At 41.9% G+C, this 18,813-nt stretch carries 8 protein-coding genes, 2 tRNA genes and 2 rRNA genes; 9 read left to right on the top strand and 3 right to left on the bottom strand.

Features of this window, described 5'->3' with window-relative positions:
* Positions 1–195: 195 nt before the first annotated feature.
* Together ASU31_RS01730 and ASU31_RS01725 are read left to right on the top strand one after the other, a co-directional pair.
* Positions 196–1,587, top strand: a complete 1,392-nt coding sequence (locus ASU31_RS01730) for an undecaprenyl-phosphate glucose phosphotransferase (protein WP_057930661.1) — start codon at positions 196–198, stop codon at positions 1,585–1,587.
* A 109-nt stretch (positions 1,588–1,696) separates the two neighbouring features.
* Positions 1,697–3,325, top strand: a complete 1,629-nt coding sequence (locus ASU31_RS01725) for a hypothetical protein (protein ID WP_057930660.1) — start codon at positions 1,697–1,699, stop codon at positions 3,323–3,325.
* Between the two features lie 395 nt (positions 3,326–3,720).
* On the opposite strand, the gene dxs is transcribed toward ASU31_RS01725, so the two are convergent.
* On the bottom strand, positions 3,721–5,649 hold the full coding sequence (gene dxs / locus ASU31_RS01720; RefSeq protein ID WP_057930659.1) for a 1-deoxy-D-xylulose-5-phosphate synthase: 1,929 nt from the start codon (positions 5,647–5,649) through the stop codon (positions 3,721–3,723).
* A 202-nt stretch (positions 5,650–5,851) separates the two neighbouring features.
* Here dxs and ASU31_RS01715 point away from each other — a divergent pair, with 202 nt between their 5' ends.
* The 3 genes from ASU31_RS01715 to glmS all read left to right on the top strand — a co-directional run bounded on the left by ASU31_RS01715 (position 5,852) and on the right by glmS (position 9,915).
* The gene (locus ASU31_RS01715) at positions 5,852–6,595 is read left to right on the top strand and encodes a segregation and condensation protein A (RefSeq protein WP_057930658.1); all 744 of its coding nucleotides are present in this window, start codon (positions 5,852–5,854) and stop codon (positions 6,593–6,595) included.
* Positions 6,596–6,657: 62 nt separating this feature from the next.
* A complete protein-coding gene (gene glyA / locus ASU31_RS01710) occupies positions 6,658–7,929 on the top strand; it encodes a serine hydroxymethyltransferase (protein ID WP_057930657.1) in 1,272 nt (423 codons plus the stop codon).
* A 147-nt stretch (positions 7,930–8,076) separates the two neighbouring features.
* On the top strand, positions 8,077–9,915 hold the full coding sequence (glmS, locus tag ASU31_RS01705; RefSeq protein ID WP_057930656.1) for a glutamine--fructose-6-phosphate transaminase (isomerizing): 1,839 nt from the start codon (positions 8,077–8,079) through the stop codon (positions 9,913–9,915).
* A gap of 406 nt (positions 9,916–10,321) precedes the next feature.
* Here glmS and ASU31_RS01700 read toward each other — a convergent pair whose 3' ends face one another.
* Both ASU31_RS01700 and ASU31_RS01695 read right to left on the bottom strand, forming a co-directional pair.
* The gene (locus tag ASU31_RS01700) at positions 10,322–11,695 is read right to left on the bottom strand and encodes a hypothetical protein (RefSeq protein WP_057930655.1); all 1,374 of its coding nucleotides are present in this window, start codon (positions 11,693–11,695) and stop codon (positions 10,322–10,324) included.
* Between the two features lie 60 nt (positions 11,696–11,755).
* The gene (locus ASU31_RS01695) at positions 11,756–12,454 is read right to left on the bottom strand and encodes a ComF family protein (RefSeq protein ID WP_057930654.1); all 699 of its coding nucleotides are present in this window, start codon (positions 12,452–12,454) and stop codon (positions 11,756–11,758) included.
* 985 nt (positions 12,455–13,439) lie between these two features.
* Here ASU31_RS01695 and ASU31_RS01690 point away from each other — a divergent pair.
* The 4 genes from ASU31_RS01690 to ASU31_RS01675 all read left to right on the top strand — a co-directional run bounded on the left by ASU31_RS01690 (position 13,440) and on the right by ASU31_RS01675 (position 18,813).
* A 16S ribosomal RNA gene (locus ASU31_RS01690) occupies positions 13,440–14,961 on the top strand.
* Between the two features lie 254 nt (positions 14,962–15,215).
* Positions 15,216–15,290: transfer RNA gene (locus ASU31_RS01685), tRNA-Ile, on the top strand.
* A 77-nt stretch (positions 15,291–15,367) separates the two neighbouring features.
* A tRNA-Ala gene (locus ASU31_RS01680) sits at positions 15,368–15,441 on the top strand.
* A gap of 495 nt (positions 15,442–15,936) precedes the next feature.
* A 23S ribosomal RNA gene (locus ASU31_RS01675) occupies positions 15,937–18,813 on the top strand.
* Together the 16S and 23S rRNA genes with 2 tRNA genes alongside form the textbook arrangement of a ribosomal RNA operon.

Raw genomic sequence — 18,813 nt, 5'->3', positions numbered from 1 at the left:
TCGACTAATTTTTAATAGTCGAATACTCCTTTTTATACATCTGGTTTTAAAGCATATATTGTGTGATTATTACCGGTTTTTATTTTGGTAATGATTTTTTAACTTTGAAATCAGATTTTGGGCATCAATTTTGTTCATTATGATTCACTTAAAACAAAAACAATAGATAAATGTTTAAGTCTTCCCTTTAAGCCTATGCAAACACGTTACTTATTTATACTCAAATATATTTTACCGATTACTGACCTGATTATGGTCAATATTGTGTACTTTTTTGCCTACGAATTTACCGCTTATATGGGTAAAGCAGTAAGTTCTGAATTACAATGGCATTATATTGTGGTGTGTAATCTGATCTGGATTGTGAGCACTACAAGCTTTGGACTTTATAGTGAATATGGGTCGCGTAGGATTGAGCGAATCTATCGCGGAACCTGGAAAAGTGTGGTTTTACATGCAGTGTTGTTTTCAATTTATCTTTTCTTCTCTAAACAAAATGATTTCTCCAGATCTTTTTTGGTAATTTTTTATGGCATGTTAGCCATTTTATTTTTGGTGAACCGTTTCATCGGCACCTCATTTCAGTTTTTACTGTTTAATCATTTACGAGGTGTTAAATCAGTTGCCATTATGGGCAACAATGCTACAGGATTACAGTTAGCAAGTTATTTTGAAAAGCAGCGTTATATCGAATTTCACGGCTTCATCAATGACGTTCCTGAAGATTACCTAGATCGCAATGGCCAGATTTCTGATATGGTTGGGCGCCAGTTTAAAATGGCAGTTGAAAAGGGGATTAAGGATATTTATGTAACCATTGCACCAGAGCGGATGGCAGATATGAGCCTATTAACTGAAGAGGCCGAGCGCCAATGTGTGCGGCTAAAGTTTATTCCGGATATTAGCGGAGCCCTACTGTCTCCTTATACGGTAAGCTATCTGGGAAACGAATTCCCTGTGATTTCTTTGCGTTCTGAACCCCTGGAGAAAATACACAACCGCTTTAAAAAACGGGTTATCGACGTGGTTTTTAGTGGTTTGGTGATTTTATTTGTACTAAGCTGGTTATATCCGATTATTGCATTGTTAATTAAAATGCAAAGTAAAGGTCCGGTATTGTTTAAACAATTACGTAGCGGACGTGATGATGAACCTTTTTGGTGTTTTAAATTTAGAAGCATGCGCATGAATGCTGACAGTGATAAAAGACAAGCGAGTAAAAACGATGACCGGATTACGCCTATAGGCAAGTTTTTAAGGAAAACGAGTTTGGATGAATTGCCTCAGTTTTTTAATGTATTTATGGGGCATATGAGTGTAGTTGGCCCACGGCCACATATGTTGAGCCATACCGAACAGTACAAAGGTATTGTAGATCAATTTATGGTTCGCCACTTTTTAAAACCAGGTATATCTGGTTGGGCGCAGGTAAATGGCTACCGTGGTGAAACCAAAGAAGATTATAAAATGGTGAAACGTGTGGAACATGATATCTGGTACCTAGAAAATTGGAGTGCGATGCTGGATGTGAAGATTATCTTTATGACGGTCATTAATATGGCCAAAGGTGAAGAGAACGCATTTTAAATAAATATAAGGAAAGCCCAAATGGGCTTTTTCTTTTATAGAAATTTGGAGAGGATCGTTAATTTCATAATTAATAACGTTCTTTGCCGTTTGAATTAAAATTTACCAGATGAAGAAAATCTTATTACTCCTATTTTTAGTCGTTTCTTTTTATGAGTTAAAAGCACAAGCTGTTTATCAACCCTATTCTTTTCAATTTTACCAGAAACTCAGTGGCGAAATTTACAATCCAAATACTAGGCTTCACAGCTCTTTAAAGCCTTTTTTTATTGATGACAGTTTGCTGCGCGATAAAAGTAGCATATTGCTAAGTGTTGGCGTAGACTCAACGAGAAAATCATGGGCAGCCAGAAAGCTGTTTCAAGAACATTTATTTGATATTCAAAAAGAAGATTTTACGGTTTATGCCGATTTTTTGCCTGACTTCCAGATTGGAAGAGATTTTTCAGGAAAGAAAAATACTTATTTAAATACCCGCGGTTACCAGGTTGGTGGTACAATAGGAAAGAAATTTTCTTTTTATACAAGTGGGTTTGAAAATCAGGGTCGCTTTGCTGACTATTACAGGAACTATATAGATGAGCATGGCATTGTTCCTGGGCAATCTTATAACCGTGTTGGTGGTAAATACGGTCAAGGTTATAATCCGGATATTAATCCTTTAACTGCAGATTGGTCTTATGTAACCGCCACCATATCTTATACACCTATAAAATATTTAAATATTACTGCTGGGTACGATAAGAATTTTGTGGGTGACGGTTACCGTTCATTGCTGCTATCAGATTATGCCTCACCTTATCCATTTTTGAAATTAACAGGTAATTTAGGTAATGTACAGTATATGGTAATGTGGGCAGCCATGCAAGATCCAAGTGCGCCACAACTATCGTACGAAGCTGGTTTTAGAAAAAAAGGCGGAATATTTCATTATTTAGACTGGAATGTGAATAACCGTTTATCTATCGGATTCTTTGATTCAATAGTGTGGGCACAAACAGATGACGCGGGAAATAGAAGGGGATTTGATTGGGGCTATGCAAATCCTATTATTTTCTTGAGACCGATCGAGGCTTCTAGTGGTTCTCCTGATAATGCATTGATTGGGTTTACAGGAAAATATAAATTTGCGAAAGAGCTAGTTGCTTATGGGCAATTTTCCTTAGATGAATTTCAGGCAAAGGAATTTTTCTCTTCAGAAGGTAGTTCAAGAAATAAATATGCCTGGCAATTGGGTTTAAGAGGCGCAGATGTATTTCATGTGGCTGGGTTAAATTATTTGTTAGAGTACAATACTGCTAAACCTTACACATTCTCATCACGTAAACCTATATTAAATTACGCACAGTATGGTGAGCCGTTAGCACACCCCTTTGGTGCCAATTTTAGAGAGCTTGTTGGTTTGTTAAACTACTCTTACAAACGTTTTGATTTTAGTGGCGAATTAATGTATGCTAAGTATGGACTGGATATCGCCGGACAGAATTATGGTAAGAATATTTTCGAACCTTATACTGATGCGGTACAAACTACAGGGAATTATACTACACAGGGTATCCGTACCGATCTTTTTTATGCTGAAGGGAAAGTAGCTTATGTAGTTAACCCAAAATACAACCTACGCTTAGAACTAGGTGGTGTGGTTAGGAGAGAAAGTAACAATTTAGGTAAAAATACTACCGGATTAATTACTTTCGGTTTACGGAGTTCATTCCGGAATTTGTATTCTGATTTTTAGGATTTAAAAGATCTAATTATATAATGAAGCCCCAGTTAACCAAATAACTGAGGCTTTTTTAATATTGTCATCCTGAGCCTGTCGAAGGACTATTTAAATGCCCTTTAAGGTGTTTCGACAAGCTCAACATGACAGCATCTGGGCCGAAATTACTTTATGTTACAACCTCGTTTTAATACTTGTCTCCCTGACGATAGGAAGGATCTTTACTAGTATCATTGAGATTCTATCAATACATATTCTAAAAATTGGCGTCATCTCGACCGGAGCAACGCGTAGTGGAGAGATCTTTGGACCATATTAAAAAAAAGTATCTCTCCTCCAAAGGAGTTCCTTTGGAGGAGAGATGACGATTTATCTTAAGCCCTCAGAATGACAACAAATACGACAAGCTACTACCCTGCCATACTATCTGTTGTTCTTTTGATAGCAACTTTTCTTACTGCTTCGATAATCGCGTTTTTATCATAACCACATTCTGCCCAAAGCTCGGCCTGTTCGCCATGTTCGATAAACTGATCTGGAATACCTAAGCGGATTACATTTGCGCTATAACCATGATCGGCCATAAACTCCAATATTGCTGAACCCACTCCACCTGGTAACGAGCCATCTTCTACAGTGATTACATGTTTATATTTAGCAAATACTTCATGTAGTAGCTGCTCATCCAATGGCTTCACAAAACGTAAATCGTAATGTGCCGGATAAAAACCCTCGCTGTTCAGTTCAGCACGTGCTTCAACGGCAAAGTTGCCTACGTGGCCAATGGTCAATAGGGTTACATCTTCACCATCACATATTTTACGGCCTTTGCCAATTTCTAATGCTTTGAAGGGTCGTTTCCAATCGGGCATAACACCATTACCACGTGGGTAACGGATTATAAATGGGCCCATATTTTCTTGTTGAGCGGTAAACATCAGGTTACGCAATTCTTCTTCATTCATCGGAGAAGAGATCACTAAATTCGGAATACAGCGCATGTAAGCGATGTCATATGCACCATGGTGTGTTGCACCATCAGCGCCTGCTAAGCCCGCTCTATCCAAACAAAATACGACGTTCAATTTTTGAATGGCAACATCATGGATCACCTGATCGTATGCCCTTTGCATAAAGCTCGAATAGATGTTACAGAAGGGAACTAATCCTTGTGCCGCTAAACCAGCAGAGAAAGTCACGGCATGTTGCTCTGCGATACCCACATCGAATGCGCGTTTTGGCATCGCTTTCATCATAATGTTTAACGATGATCCCGATGGCATGGCAGGTGTAATACCTACAATTTTATCATTCGCTTCAGCCAGCTCGACCATGGTATGCCCGAAAACATCCTGGTATTTTGGTGGTTGTGGTTTATCTGGAATACTTTTTTTGATTTCGCCGGTAATCTTATCGAAAAGACCTGGTGCATGCCATTTGGTCTGATCTTTTTCTGCCAGCGCAAAACCTTTCCCTTTTACAGTAATACAGTGTAAAAGCTTAGGGCCAGGAATAGCAGATAAATCTTTTATGGTCTGCGCTAAACGTTTTACATCGTGCCCGTCAACAGGGCCGAAATACCTAAAGTTTAAGGCTTCGAATAAATTACTTTGTTTTAGTAAGGTTCCTTTAATGCTCTTTTCTATTTTTTTAACATACTTATGTGCGTTAGGACCTAGCTTAGAAAGCCCTGTGAGTACATGAGAAATATCATCACGGAAACGGTTGTAAGATTTTGAAATGGTGATGCTGGTTAAATACTCCTTAAGTGCACCCACATTCGGATCGATAGACATGCAGTTGTCATTCAGGATCACCAGCACATTACTATTTTCGATCCCTGCATGGTTTAATCCTTCAAAAGCTAAACCAGCTGTCATGGCGCCATCGCCGATAACGGCCACATGCTGCCTGTCTGTTTCGCCCTTTAATTGCGAAGCCACCGCCATGCCCAAAGCAGCCGAAATAGAAGTAGAAGAATGGCCTACACCAAAGGTATCATACTCACTTTCCGAAATTTTCGGGAAACCGCTAATACCACCGTATACACGGTTGGTATGGAATAAATCCCTACGGCCGGTTAATATTTTATGCCCGTATGCCTGATGGCCTACATCCCAAACCAACTTATCGTAAGGAGTGTTTAATGCATAGTGTAAGGCTACTGTTAATTCAACAACACCTAAACTGGCGCCAAAATGGCCACCGTTAACACTAACTACATCAATGATATACTGTCGTAATTCCTGGCTTATTTGTTCTAAGTCAGAATCGCTATATTGCTTTAAATCAGCGGGGTAGTTGATTTTAGATAATAGGGGGCCAGCTTTTACTTGCATTCGAAATTTATGGTAAAAAACAAGATACAAAGTAAGGCAAATTTGTTTTAATATAGAAGAGAAAAATAGTGGTTTATTATTGAGCGTTAAGCGGTTGGCGGTGAGGGCTTAGCGCTGAGCGTTTGGGGAGAGCCATATGGCATTTTGAATTAGGGTTTAGATTGTTTGGACCTAAAAATTTTCATTATGTTTGTCTCTTCACATGCAGGCAGAGAATTTTGAAATAAAACTTCCGGTATTCGAAGGCCCCTTCGATTTGTTGCTGTTCTTTATAGAACGGGATGAACTTAATATCCAGGATGTGGAGATTGCCAAAATCACCAACGACTTTTTGGCCTATATCCATCAGCTCCTTGCCTTAAATGTAGAAGTTGCCAGCGAATTTATTTTAGTGGCTGCAACCCTGATGCGTATTAAATCTAAAATGCTTTTACCGAGGATTGAGGTTGATGAAGCCGGAAATGAAATTAATTCTGAACAAGATCTGATCGCAAGGCTTATTGCCTACAAACAATTTAAATCTGCTGCAGAAGAAATGAAAGTTTTTGAAGAGGAACGGTTTAAACAAGATCAACGGGGTAATATTGCATATGATTTAACCCTGGCCGCTGCATCTTCCAGTCACCAGGATGAACTTTTATCATTGGATCTCTATAAACTTTTAACCGTTTACCACCGGACGATGCAGAAGTATGAGCTGCGCAGCGAAGAGGTTAAACACACCGTGGTACAATATCCTTATACTATCGAGCAGCAAAAACACTTTATTGCCAATCTGCTCGATATCAATAAACAGATCGATTTTGCTTTAGTGCTTAAAAATTCGGAGAATAAAGTGCATTTCGTTTATAATTTCCTGGCTATTCTAGAAATGTTGCAGCAACAAATCGTAGAGATAACCATTGGAAGTGGCTTTAACAACTTTAATGTGAAAGCATTATCCTAATACGGCCTAAATTAAATTTGAATTTCTTACTTTTGCAAAAAAAATACAAACCTCATATAATGATGACACGCGACAACCAAATTTTTGAACTTATTGATAAGGAGTTAAACCGCCAAGAGCATGGTTTAGAGCTTATTGCATCAGAAAACTTTGTAAGCAAGCAAGTGATGGAAGCTGCCGGATCGGTACTAACCAATAAATATGCTGAAGGCTTACCGGGCAAACGTTATTATGGCGGTTGCCAGGTAGTGGATGTAGTAGAGCAAATTGCTATCGATAGGGCAAAAGAGTTGTTCGGTGCAGCATGGGTAAACGTTCAGCCGCACTCTGGCGCGCAAGCTAACGCAGCAGTAATGCTTGCTGTTTTGCAGCCAGGCGATAAAATATTAGGATTTGATCTTTCTCATGGAGGTCACTTAACACATGGCTCGCCTGTTAACTTTTCGGGTAAGCTATATCAGCCTTTATTTTATGGGGTAGAAAAAGAAACCGGACTTATCGACTATAAAAAATTAGAAGAAGTTGCTTTAGCCGAAAAACCTAAATTAATTATCTGCGGTGCATCTGCTTATTCCCGCGAGTGGGATTATGCTTTTATCCGTGCAGTAGCTGATAAAATCGGTGCTTTGGTTTTAGCTGATATTTCTCACCCTGCAGGTTTAATCGCAAAAGGATTATTGGCCAACCCACTTCCACATTGCCATATTGTAACCACTACCACCCACAAAACTTTACGTGGTCCACGTGGAGGTATGATTATGATGGGGCAGGATTTCGAAAATCCTTGGGGATTAAAAACACCTAAAGGCGAAATCCGTTTAATGAGTAATTTACTTGATATGGCGGTTTTCCCTGGTACACAAGGTGGTCCGTTAGAGCATATTATTGCGGCTAAAGCAATTGCTTTTGGCGAAGCTTTAAGCGAGGAGTACGGAACATACATTAAACAAGTTGCGGCTAATGCACAGGCAATGGCCAAAGCATTTGTAGCTAAAGGATATGGCATTATTTCTGGTGGTACTGATAACCACTTGATGCTGATCGATCTTCGAAATAAAAATATTACAGGTAAAGTAGCTGAAAATGCTTTAGAGAAAGCAGAAATTACAGTGAACAAAAACATGGTTCCTTTCGATGATAAATCGCCATTTGTAACTTCAGGTATCCGTGTAGGCACCGCCGCAATTACGACACGCGGTTTAAAAGAGACTGAAATGGAGAAGATTGTAGATTTAATCGATCAGGTTTTAACCAATCCGGAAGATGAAGCTAACCTGAATAGTGTAAAAGCCGAGGTGATTAAGTTGGTAAGTGCCTTCCCACTATATAAATAAGATTATACACTCACTCGGCTAGAGTGGCAATAACACAAGCAGTTACATTAATTTGTAACTGCTTTTTTTTGTGAAGCAAGTTTTTCGCCTTAATGATGCAAAACAAACGTTTGTTTTATATATTTGACCAATAAAATGATGTAACTTATGTGTGGAATAGTAGGCTATATTGGCTACAGAGAAGCCTGGCCGATTGTATTGAAAGGTCTTAAAAGATTAGAATACCGGGGTTATGATAGTGCTGGTATTGCACTGATGAACGATAGCGGTCAGCATATTTATAAAAAGGCCGGAAAAGTAGCAGTTTTAGAAGAATATGCCGAAGACAAAGATAAGTCTGGTACAATTGGCATGGGGCATACGCGATGGGCAACTCATGGTGTACCTTCCGATCGAAACTCTCATCCCCACACGTCAAATAACGGTAAACTCTCCATTATCCATAATGGAATTATCGAAAACTACGCCACCTTAAAGGAAGAATTGACTAGTCGTGGCCACGAGTTTAAAAGCGATACCGATACAGAGGTATTAATCCACCTGATTGAAGAAATCCAGGAAATTGAAAATATTGATCTTTTAGAAGCAGTTCGTTTGGCTTTGCAGGAAGTGAATGGTGCCTACGCCATAGTGATTATGGATAAAGAACACCCTGATCGTTTAATTGCTGCGAGGAAAGGAAGTCCGATGGTAATTGGCGTTGGAGCCGGAGAATATTTTATTGCCTCTGATGCTACGCCAATTATTGAATATACTAAAACCGTAATTTATCTAAAGGATGGCGAAATCGCCCTGATTACCAAAAATGACCTTTTGGTTAAACAATTGGATAACGTGGTGCAAACCCCTTTAATTCAAGAGTTACAGCTAAAGCTTGAAATGCTGGAGAAGGGTGGCTTTGATCACTTTATGCTTAAAGAAATTTATGAGCAACCACGTTCAATTAAAGATTGTATGCGTGGACGTATTTATCCTGAAGAAGGAAAAGTTCAGCTTGGCGGGATCAAAGAATTTGCAGAGAAATTAAAAAATATAGACCGGATCATTATTGTGGCCTGCGGAACATCGTGGCATGCAGGTTTGGTTGGCGAATACCTGATTGAAGAATATGCGCGTATTCCGGTAGAGGTGGAGTATGCTTCAGAGTTTAGATACCGAAATCCGATCATCACCGAGAAAGATGTCGTAATTGCCATTTCCCAATCTGGCGAAACTGCCGATACGATGGCTGCCATCGAGATGGCAAAAGAACGAGGAGCAACTATTTTTGGGATCTGTAATGTTGCGGGGGCTTCCATCCCACGTTTAACCCATGCCGGTGTTTACACCCATGCGGGACCAGAAATTGGCGTAGCCTCAACAAAAGCATTTACTGCCCAGGTAACGGTTTTAACCTTGATGGCCTTTTATATGGCGCAGCAAAAAGGAACCATTACCACTTCAAAATTAATTGAGCTTTTAACCGAACTGGATCATATCCCTGAAAAAATTCAGGTTGCTTTAGAATCGAACGAGCTGATTAAAGAAGTTGCAGAAAAGATCAAAGATTCTACCAACTGTTTGTTCCTGGGGAGAGGTAGCGGTTTCCCGGTGGCCTTAGAAGGTGCCTTAAAACTTAAGGAAATTTCTTATATCCATGCAGAGGGTTATCCTGCAGCAGAAATGAAACATGGGCCGATCGCTTTAATTGATGAAGAAATGCCAGTGGTTTTTATTGCTACGCAGAATTCATCATACGAAAAAGTGATCAGCAATATACAGGAAGTAAAAGCAAGAAAAGGTAAAGTGATTGCGATTGTAACCCAGGGCGACACTGAGGTGAAGAAAATGGCCGATTACTGTATCGAAATTCCTGATGCCAATGAAGCCTTTTTACCACTTATAGCAACTATTCCGCTTCAGTTATTATCATATCATATTGCAGTGATGCGTGGTTGCAATGTAGATCAGCCCAGAAACTTAGCTAAATCGGTAACAGTAGAATAATTTTACAACAAAACAAATAAATAGGGCAGTTGCATTAATTTGTAGCTGCTTTTTTTGTTTATCGGAGTATTTAAATACTGACTTTGTTAACTATGCCCGATTGAACGGATGCCGTTTTGATCCATATATTTTTTGATGCCGATAAATTAAAACGGCAGGAGGAAAGCGGGGCTACAGGCTGCCATAGGCACCAATGCTAAATTCTAAAGAAATAAATCTTGTTGGAGATTGAAGCGATAGTTAAAAAAACAGCCTAAAAATTGAGTGGCAATCCTATAATCTTGGTAAAAAGTAAAGGGCCGATATTCTTTAGAAGAAATATCGACCCTTACCATCTAAATTAACGCTCTCGAATATATAAACGGAAATTATCGCCATTTTGTTTTGAGAAAATAAAAAAAATAAATTATTTCTCGTAACTACCTAAGGTTGAGGGATAAATTCTTGCATTTCCTTTCGCATCCTGATTAAGGTAATTAAAGAAATACGGATCGGTACTTAAATCAGCTCCCTTTTTTCTGACAATGCTACCGGGAGATACCCGAAAATCTTCAAGATCCTGATTAATGAAAAGAGGGTCGGTATTTAAAATATTGCCATTGTTGCTGTAAGCGCTGTTGGTAGATCGGATTAAATTGCTCCATAAATTGAATTGTACTATTGCAGACGTTTTCTTTTGGATATCCAGTTCATTCGTTAAACTCCCCCATATGATATTATTGGTTAAATCTACCTGAAGTTTATTATAAGCATTTGCCGATAAATAATCTGAAAAACTCAGCGAAGCAGTTTTACGTGGGAAATTTGAGTTATAACCAGCAAAAGTATTCTGTTTTAAGTTGTAATTCCCGCCCCCTGCAGCATATATTAAGTAATTCCCGCAGTTATACATCAAATTATTAAATGCAAGCAGCTCCGAGTGGTAGCCAATATAAGCCGCCACCTGCATGTTTTTAATAATACTATTGCTTAAAATTAATTTGGGATTGTTGTTAACGGACAAAGAATCGGAGGTAATGCCAACAGACGCATTTTTGATGATCGCATTTTTAATCAATCCATATCCGGTTCGTTTTAAGAAAATCCCTTTCCATTGTCCAGGCTCATCGCTATATATATATTCCAGTCTATCGCTACAAAATAGTACAGGTTCAGTAAGGCTGCCATTAACTATTAGGTTCCCTTCTATGTTTAAATTGGCATCTTTGTGGAAATAAATTTTAGTTCCGGGTTGGATGGTTAGTGAGCCCCCGCTCTTAACAGTTAACGATCCGTTAATAATGTAGGGTAAAGCTTTTGTCCAGATGGCATTGGCATTAATTGTCGATTCATTAACAAATACAGCATTCTGCCCATAAGCTAAAAGCTGAATCACCTGTTTATTCCCATTTGTATTTAATATGATAGAATCTTGAACCAGAAAGGGCAGGTTAGCTGAATTTGGGTTGATCGAAACTTTGACAAAAAGGTTTATAGAATCCCGGCCATTTATAATGAGGTCATTTTTGTTCTGCGTTTGCTCTCCGTTAATGTTAATGCTAAAAGCCGAAGTATTGCCACCTGATAACCTGATTTCGGAAACTTTAACTGCATCATTGTTCCAGTTAACGAGTTTTATTCTTTTGGTAGTTGATCCTACTGATGTAAAAATGGTATCAAATAATACTTCTTTATTAGAGATGTTTAGTTTTGCATTCGGATCTGTGGTTATACGCTCCCCCTTCCTGCAAGCTGAACAAAAGAATAAAATTAAAAGCACTAAACCAATATTTAAACGCATAAATCAAACTTAGAAAAATGTTTGGCTACTTACAATAGCGCTTAAACTATATAGTCTTAGTTATTCTGCAAAGGCAAGAGCCGCAATGCTCACTTTTGCCGCCCCAATAGCTAAGAGTGTATTGGCGCATGCTTCAAGTGTTGCCCCGGTAGTAATTACATCGTCAACCAGTAAAATATGTTTACCAATTATATCTTCAGCAGAATTTACCTGAAAAACATCTTTCATATTTTCATACCGGTTATACCTGCTTTTTTTTGTTTGGCTCTCCGTTGAAGTAGTCCGGATAAGGTGGTCTTCGCTAACATCGATTCCCATCTGCGATGCAATTCCCTCTGCAATAAAGCTACTTTGGTTATAACCCCTAAGTTTATATTTTTTACGATGCAAAGGAACTGGGATAACCATGTTGATGCTTTGGTAAAGAATTCCTGTTTTTAGCCGCTCTCCCAGCATATTGCCTAGTAGTACCCCAACATCAGTTCTGCCATTATATTTTAAGTTGTGGATTAAGTTTTGAACCTTCGCTCCTTTTCTAAAATATAACATGGCCATTGCCGCATTAAGTGGTAAGCGGCCCCATAATTGTTTGGCAACCCTATTGTCTGCATGTTGGTGATAATCTGTAAAAGGAAGATCGTGTAAGCATTTTAAACAAATCAACTGTTCGTGGCGAAACAAAGAATTGCCACATGCATTGCATAAATTTGGGAATAGCAGTCCAAATAAATCAGAAGTCCATTGTTTAACCAGAAGCATCTAACTAATTTATAAAATATTTTTGACTTCCGAAGTTTCAATAGGCATAGGCGTTGGAAAACTTCGGAAGTCTATTCAGGCTGCACAGGTTATCTTACTACTATATGTAAGCGTGTTTTTTTAGGAAAGCAGTTTTGGTGCTACTATATAGGTTTGTTCCCGCTTTTCATTTCAAGTCCTCGCTGCGCTACGGGCTTTCCATTTCAATCGGGTTTAGGTGGCAGGGGTTTCCTAAGTTTTAAACGGCCGGGCGCAGGGGAACCCTGGAAACCTGAAGGGATGCAGCTGTCCCTAAACACCTGTTTCCTTAAAAAGTTTGGCTATCTGTAAAACTTTTTCCTGTTGAAAACCACGCAGTTATCCGAAACCTTTGGATAATCGTTAGAAAAGCTTTGCATTAGTGTTGATTTTTTCTACTTTTGCATCCCGCTTCGGAGGAAGGGTTTGGTTGAAAGGATGGCATTGGAGAGCGTAGGCAAGGATTTATTTTAAAATAAATATTGCGGGAGAAGAAAAGATTGCTACCTTTGCAGCCCGGATCGGAAGAACGGAAAGCTGGTCAACACCGGCATATGAAATAAGAGGAAGGAAAAAAAAGAAGACGAAAAAATAAAATTTATTTTATTTGGAAGTTCGGAAAAGTTCCTTACCTTTGCACTCCCAACCGAAAGGAAGCGGGAAAAACCGGAACGGCGGATGTCGGAAAGGTAACAGAAAAAAGATTGAAACGGATGGAAACACGTTTAAGACGAACAAGACTTGAACGAACTGAAACCGAAGATATATAAGTGACCGGCCGTGAGGCTTACCAGGTCAGCAAGTTCTTAAAAGAGATGTCAATGTAGCGTAGCGAGGTAATGGAGTACCGATCAAAGTACATGATTACGTAGCTTTATTTTAAAGGTGGTGTCTAACAGACAACATAACAAAAAGAAGACTATTTTTAACAATAGTTAAAACTGGTCAGCATCTTACAACACATTTTACAATGGAGAGTTTGATCCTGGCTCAGGATGAACGCTAGCGGCAGGCCTAATACATGCAAGTCGAACGATATTAAGGGGCTTGCTCCTTAAGAAAGTGGCGCACGGGTGCGTAACGCGTATGCAACCTACCTTCATCAGGGGGATAGCCCGGAGAAATCCGGATTAATACCGCATAAAATCACAGCACTGCATAGTGCAATGATCAAACATTTATGGGATGGAGATGGGCATGCGTGTCATTAGCTAGTTGGCGGGGTAACGGCCCACCAAGGCGACGATGACTAGGGGATCTGAGAGGATGGCCCCCCACACTGGTACTGAGACACGGACCAGACTCCTACGGGAGGCAGCAGTAAGGAATATTGGTCAATGGAGGCAACTCTGAACCAGCCATGCCGCGTGCAGGAAGACTGCCCTATGGGTTGTAAACTGCTTTTATCCGGGAATAAACCACATTACGTGTAATGTGCTGAATGTACCGGAAGAATAAGGATCGGCTAACTCCGTGCCAGCAGCCGCGGTAATACGGAGGATCCAAGCGTTATCCGGATTTATTGGGTTTAAAGGGTGCGTAGGCGGCCTGTTAAGTCAGGGGTGAAAGACGGTAGCTCAACTATCGCAGTGCCCTTGATACTGATGGGCTTGAATGGACTAGAGGTAGGCGGAATGAGACAAGTAGCGGTGAAATGCATAGATATGTCTCAGAACACCGATTGCGAAGGCAGCTTACTATGGTCTTATTGACGCTGAGGCACGAAAGCGTGGGGATCAAACAGGATTAGATACCCTGGTAGTCCACGCCCTAAACGATGAACACTCGCTGTTGGCGATACACAGTCAGCGGCTAAGCGAAAGCGTTAAGTGTTCCACCTGGGGAGTACGCTCGCAAGAGTGAAACTCAAAGGAATTGACGGGGGCCCGCACAAGCGGAGGAGCATGTGGTTTAATTCGATGATACGCGAGGAACCTTACCCGGGCTTGAAAGTTAGTGAATCATTTAGAGATAAATGAGTGAGCAATCACACGAAACTAGGTGCTGCATGGCTGTCGTCAGCTCGTGCCGTGAGGTGTTGGGTTAAGTCCCGCAACGAGCGCAACCCCTATGTTTAGTTGCCAGCACGTTATGGTGGGGACTCTAAACAGACTGCCTGTGCAAACAGAGAGGAAGGAGGGGACGACGTCAAGTCATCATGGCCCTTACGTCCGGGGCTACACACGTGCTACAATGGATGGTACAGAGGGCAGCTACATAGCAATATGATGCGAATCTCACAAAGCCATTCACAGTTCGGATTGGGGTCTGCAACTCGACCCCATGAAGTTGGATTCGCTAGTAATCGCGTATCAGCAATGACGCGGTGAATACGTTCCCGGGCCTTGTACACACCGCCCGTCAAGCCATGGAAGTTGGGGGTACCTAAAGTATGTAACCGCAAGGAGCGTCCTAGGGTAAAACCGATAACTGGGGCTAAGTCGTAACAAGGTAGCCGTACCGGAAGGTGCGGCTGGAATACCTCCTTTCTGGAGTAGCACCGCCTACTCGCCACGCAACATGATATTTCGAATTAAGGTATAGGGTAATAAGGTAGAAGGCTTAAGGTCACCATACCGTACCGGATACTTTAAAAAATACAAGAGAAAAAAAGAAACACCCAGAAGAAACGGTGTGCGATAGCCCAATGGCAACAGCATAACGGAACAAAGCTGAGGTTAGCAAAGGAAAAGCGGTAGCGGTAAGATACTATATACTGCATCAGATGCTGCCGAAAAAGCAAAGTCCCGTAGCTCAGCCTGGTTAGAGCACTACACTGATAATGTAGGGGTCTCCAGTTCAAATCTGGACGGGACTACACGTTTGAGTTTTCAATTGGCGGTTTACGGTATACAGTTTTGATAACTGAGAACTGTTAAGTGTTAACTAAAATCTGGGGGATTAGCTCAGCTGGCTAGAGCGCCTGCCTTGCACGCAGGAGGTCAACGGTTCGACTCCGTTATTCTCCACTGAAGAATGGCAACCGGTTAACGGTTCGTCCCGATAGCTATCGGGACCGTTATTCTCCACCATTAAAGGTTGAGGGTTAAAAGGTAGAGGGTATAGGGTAAGAGCTATAGCTGAAACACACCGCAACAGAATAAACACCTTATTATCGGGATAGATAATATACATTGACATAAAGATTAAGAAAGAAGAAACGCCAGGGGGCACAGATGAAATAAACAGACATCTGAAACGGTTCGAGACCGCAGTTTTTACTAATAAGGAATAAGCTTAGGCTTGGGCAGAGGACAATGAAACCCTCCACCCTTATACCCTAAACCTTACACCTTAATAAAGTTCTTTGACATATTGGAAGAAGTTAAAAAAGAAGAGCAAACAACAATAGGCGACTGTTGTGTTTGTGCTCGCTTAAACAACACGCAAGTGAAGAATAAGTATGAGACATCATGACAAGAGCAAAAAAAGCATACCATATGGCGCAAAAGGCATATGAGTAGAAGAAAGTAATAAAGAGTACACGGGGGATGCCTTGGCTCTCAGAGGCGATGAAGGACGTGATAAGCTGCGATAAGCTTCGGGTATTTGCAAATAGGAATTGATCCGAAGATTTCCGAATGGGGCAACCCGGCTAGTTGAAGACTAGTCACATATAATGAGCAAACCTGCCGAACTGAAACATCTAAGTAAGCAGAGGAAGAGAAAATAACAATGATTTCCTGAGTAGTGGCGAGCGAAAGGGAAAGAGCCCAAACCTACTTTGTTACGGCAAAGTGGGGGTTGTAGGACTGCAACATGGCATCAGCAAACAGAAGTGGAATGGGATGGGAAGCCCAGCGATACACGGTGATAGCCCGGTACACGTATAGAATGCTGGCCTAGCAGTATCCTGAGTACCGCGAGGTCGGAGACGCCTTGTGGGAATCTGCCGGCACCATCCGGTAAGGCTAAATACTCCTGAGAGACCGATAGTGAACCAGTACCGTGAGGGAAAGGTGAAAAGAACCCCGAACAGGGGAGTGAAATAGAACCTGAAACCGTGTACTTACAAGCGGTCGGAGCATCCAAGTGGTGTGACGGCGTGCCTTTTGCATAATGAGCCTACGAGTTACTCCTCTCTGGCAAGGTTAAGTGCTTCAGGCACGGATCCGAAGCGAAAGCGAGTCTGAATAGGGCGTATAGTCAGAGGGGGTAGACGCGAAACCTTGTGATCTACCCATGGACAGGTTGAAGGTGCGGTAACACGTACTGGAGGACCGAACCGATAAACGTTGAAAAGTTTCCGGATGATCTGTGGGTAGGGGTGAAAGGCTAATCAAACTGGGAAATAGCTCGTACTCCCCGAAATGTTTTTAGGAACAGCGTGGATATTAAGTTTCATAGAGGTAGAGCTACTGATTGGGTGCGGGGGAGTCAAATCCTACCAAATCCAGACAAACTCCGAATGCTATGAAATATGGTCTGCAGTGAGGCGCGGGGTGCTAAGGTCACGCGCCGAGAGGGAAAGAACCCAGACCATCAGCTAAGGTCCCCAAGTTACAGTTAAGTTGAACTAACGAGGTCCGATTGCACAGACAGCTAGGATGTTGGCTTGGAAGCAGCCATTCATTTAAAGAGTGCGTAACAGCTCACTAGTCGAGCGATCGGGCATGGATAATAAACGGGCATTAAACTGTACACCGAAGCTATGGGATTGAAATATATCGGTAGGGGAGCATTCTAGCGGCAGCGAAGGTATCTGGTAATGGGTGCTGGAGCTTCTAGAAAAGCAAATGTAGGCATAAGTAACGATAAGGCGGGAGAGAAACCCGCCCACCGAAAGGATAAGGTTTCCTGATCAACGCTAATCGGATCAGGGTCAGTCGGGACCTAAGGAGAACCCGAAGGGGAAATTCGATGGACAACTGGTTAATATTCCAGTACTTTTTATAACTGCGATGTGGGGACGGAGTAGTGACACTGCCGCGATCTGACGGAATAGATCGTTAAAGACAGTAGGTATTAGAACGGTAGGCAAATCCGCCGATCTAGCTGAAAGTCGATAGTACCGCGAGCCTTCGGGTAAGCGGATAGCGCAGGTAATCAGACTTCCAAGAAAAACCGCTAAGCTTCAGGTTATAAAAACCCGTACCGCAAACCGACACAGGTATCCGGGAAGAGGATTCTAAGGTGCTCGAGTGAATCATGGCTAAGGAACTCGGCAAAATGGCCCTGTAACTTCGGGAGAAGGGGCGCTGGCAGCAATGTCAGCCGCAGTGAAAAGGCCCAGGCGACTGTTTAACAAAAACACATGGCTTTGCAAAATCGAAAGATGAGGTATAAGGCCTGACACCTGCCCGGTGCTGGAAGGTTAAGAGGGGATGTCATCCGCAAGGAGAAGCATTGAATCGAAGCCCCAGTAAACGGCGGCCGTAACTATAACGGTCCTAAGGTAGCGAAATTCCTTGTCGGGTAAGTTCCGACCTGCACGAATGGTGTAACGATCTGGGCGCTGTCTCAGCCATGAGCTCGGTGAAATTGTGGTCCCGGTGAAGACGCCGGGTACCCGCAACGGGACGGAAAGACCCCATGCACCTTCACTACAATTTAACATTGACATTGGATACAGGATGTGTAGGATAGGTGGGAGGCTTTGAAGCGGCGTCGCTAGGCGTCGTGGAGCCAACGTTGAAATACCACCCTTTCTGTATTCGGTGTCTAATCCCCTTAATGGGGAGACATTGTTTGATGGGTAGTTTGACTGGGGTGGTCGCCTCCAAAAAGGTAACGGAGGCTTTCAAAGGTAAGCTCAGTACGCTTGGTAACCGTACGCGGAGTGCAATAGCATAAGCTTGCTTGACTGTGAGACAGACAAGTCGATCAGGGTCGAAAGACGGATATAGTGATCCGGTGGTTCTGCATGGAAGGGCCATCGCTCAAAGGATAAAAGGTACGCTGGGGATAACAGGCTGATCTCCCCCAAGAGCTCATATCGACGGGGAGGTTTGGCACCTCGATGTCGGCTCGTCACATCCTGGGGCTGGAGAAGGTCCCAAGGGTTCGGCTGTTCGCCGATTAAAGTGGCACGCGAGCTGGGTTCAGAACGTCGCGAGACAGTTCGGTCCCTATCTGTTGTGGGCGTAGGAATTTTGAGTGGGGCTGACCTTAGTACGAGAGGACCGGGTTGGACCAGCCTCTAGTGAATCTGTTGTTCCGCCAGGGGCATTGCAGAGTAGCTACGCTGGGAATAGATAAGCGCTGAAAGCATCTAAGTGCGAAACTAGCCACGAGATGAGAATTCCATATAGGACCGTAGCAGACTACTACGTTGATAGGCTACAGATGTAAAGGTGGTGACACCACAGTCGAGTAGTACTAATCATCCGAAGCTTTCAAAG

This window comes from Pedobacter ginsenosidimutans, assembly GCF_001442625.1.
In the GTDB taxonomy this organism is placed as follows: domain Bacteria; phylum Bacteroidota; class Bacteroidia; order Sphingobacteriales; family Sphingobacteriaceae; genus Pedobacter; species Pedobacter ginsenosidimutans.
Note: the sequence above shows the minus strand (reverse complement) of the source record. Positions and strands in the feature narration are given on the sequence as shown.

Bases quoted from the DNA above. Each gene is read 5' to 3' on its own strand.
- ASU31_RS01730 (WP_057930661.1), top strand. From the start codon at position 196: ATGCAAACACGTTACTTATTTATACTCAAATATATTTTACCGATTACT.
- ASU31_RS01725 (WP_057930660.1), top strand. From the start codon at position 1,697: ATGAAGAAAATCTTATTACTCCTATTTTTAGTCGTTTCTTTTTATGAG.
- dxs (WP_057930659.1), bottom strand. From the start codon at position 5,649: ATGCAAGTAAAAGCTGGCCCCCTATTATCTAAAATCAACTACCCCGCT.
- ASU31_RS01715 (WP_057930658.1), top strand. From the start codon at position 5,852: ATGCAGGCAGAGAATTTTGAAATAAAACTTCCGGTATTCGAAGGCCCC.
- glyA (WP_057930657.1), top strand. From the start codon at position 6,658: ATGACACGCGACAACCAAATTTTTGAACTTATTGATAAGGAGTTAAAC.
- glmS (WP_057930656.1), top strand. From the start codon at position 8,077: ATGTGTGGAATAGTAGGCTATATTGGCTACAGAGAAGCCTGGCCGATT.
- ASU31_RS01700 (WP_057930655.1), bottom strand. From the start codon at position 11,695: ATGCGTTTAAATATTGGTTTAGTGCTTTTAATTTTATTCTTTTGTTCA.
- ASU31_RS01695 (WP_057930654.1), bottom strand. From the start codon at position 12,454: ATGCTTCTGGTTAAACAATGGACTTCTGATTTATTTGGACTGCTATTC.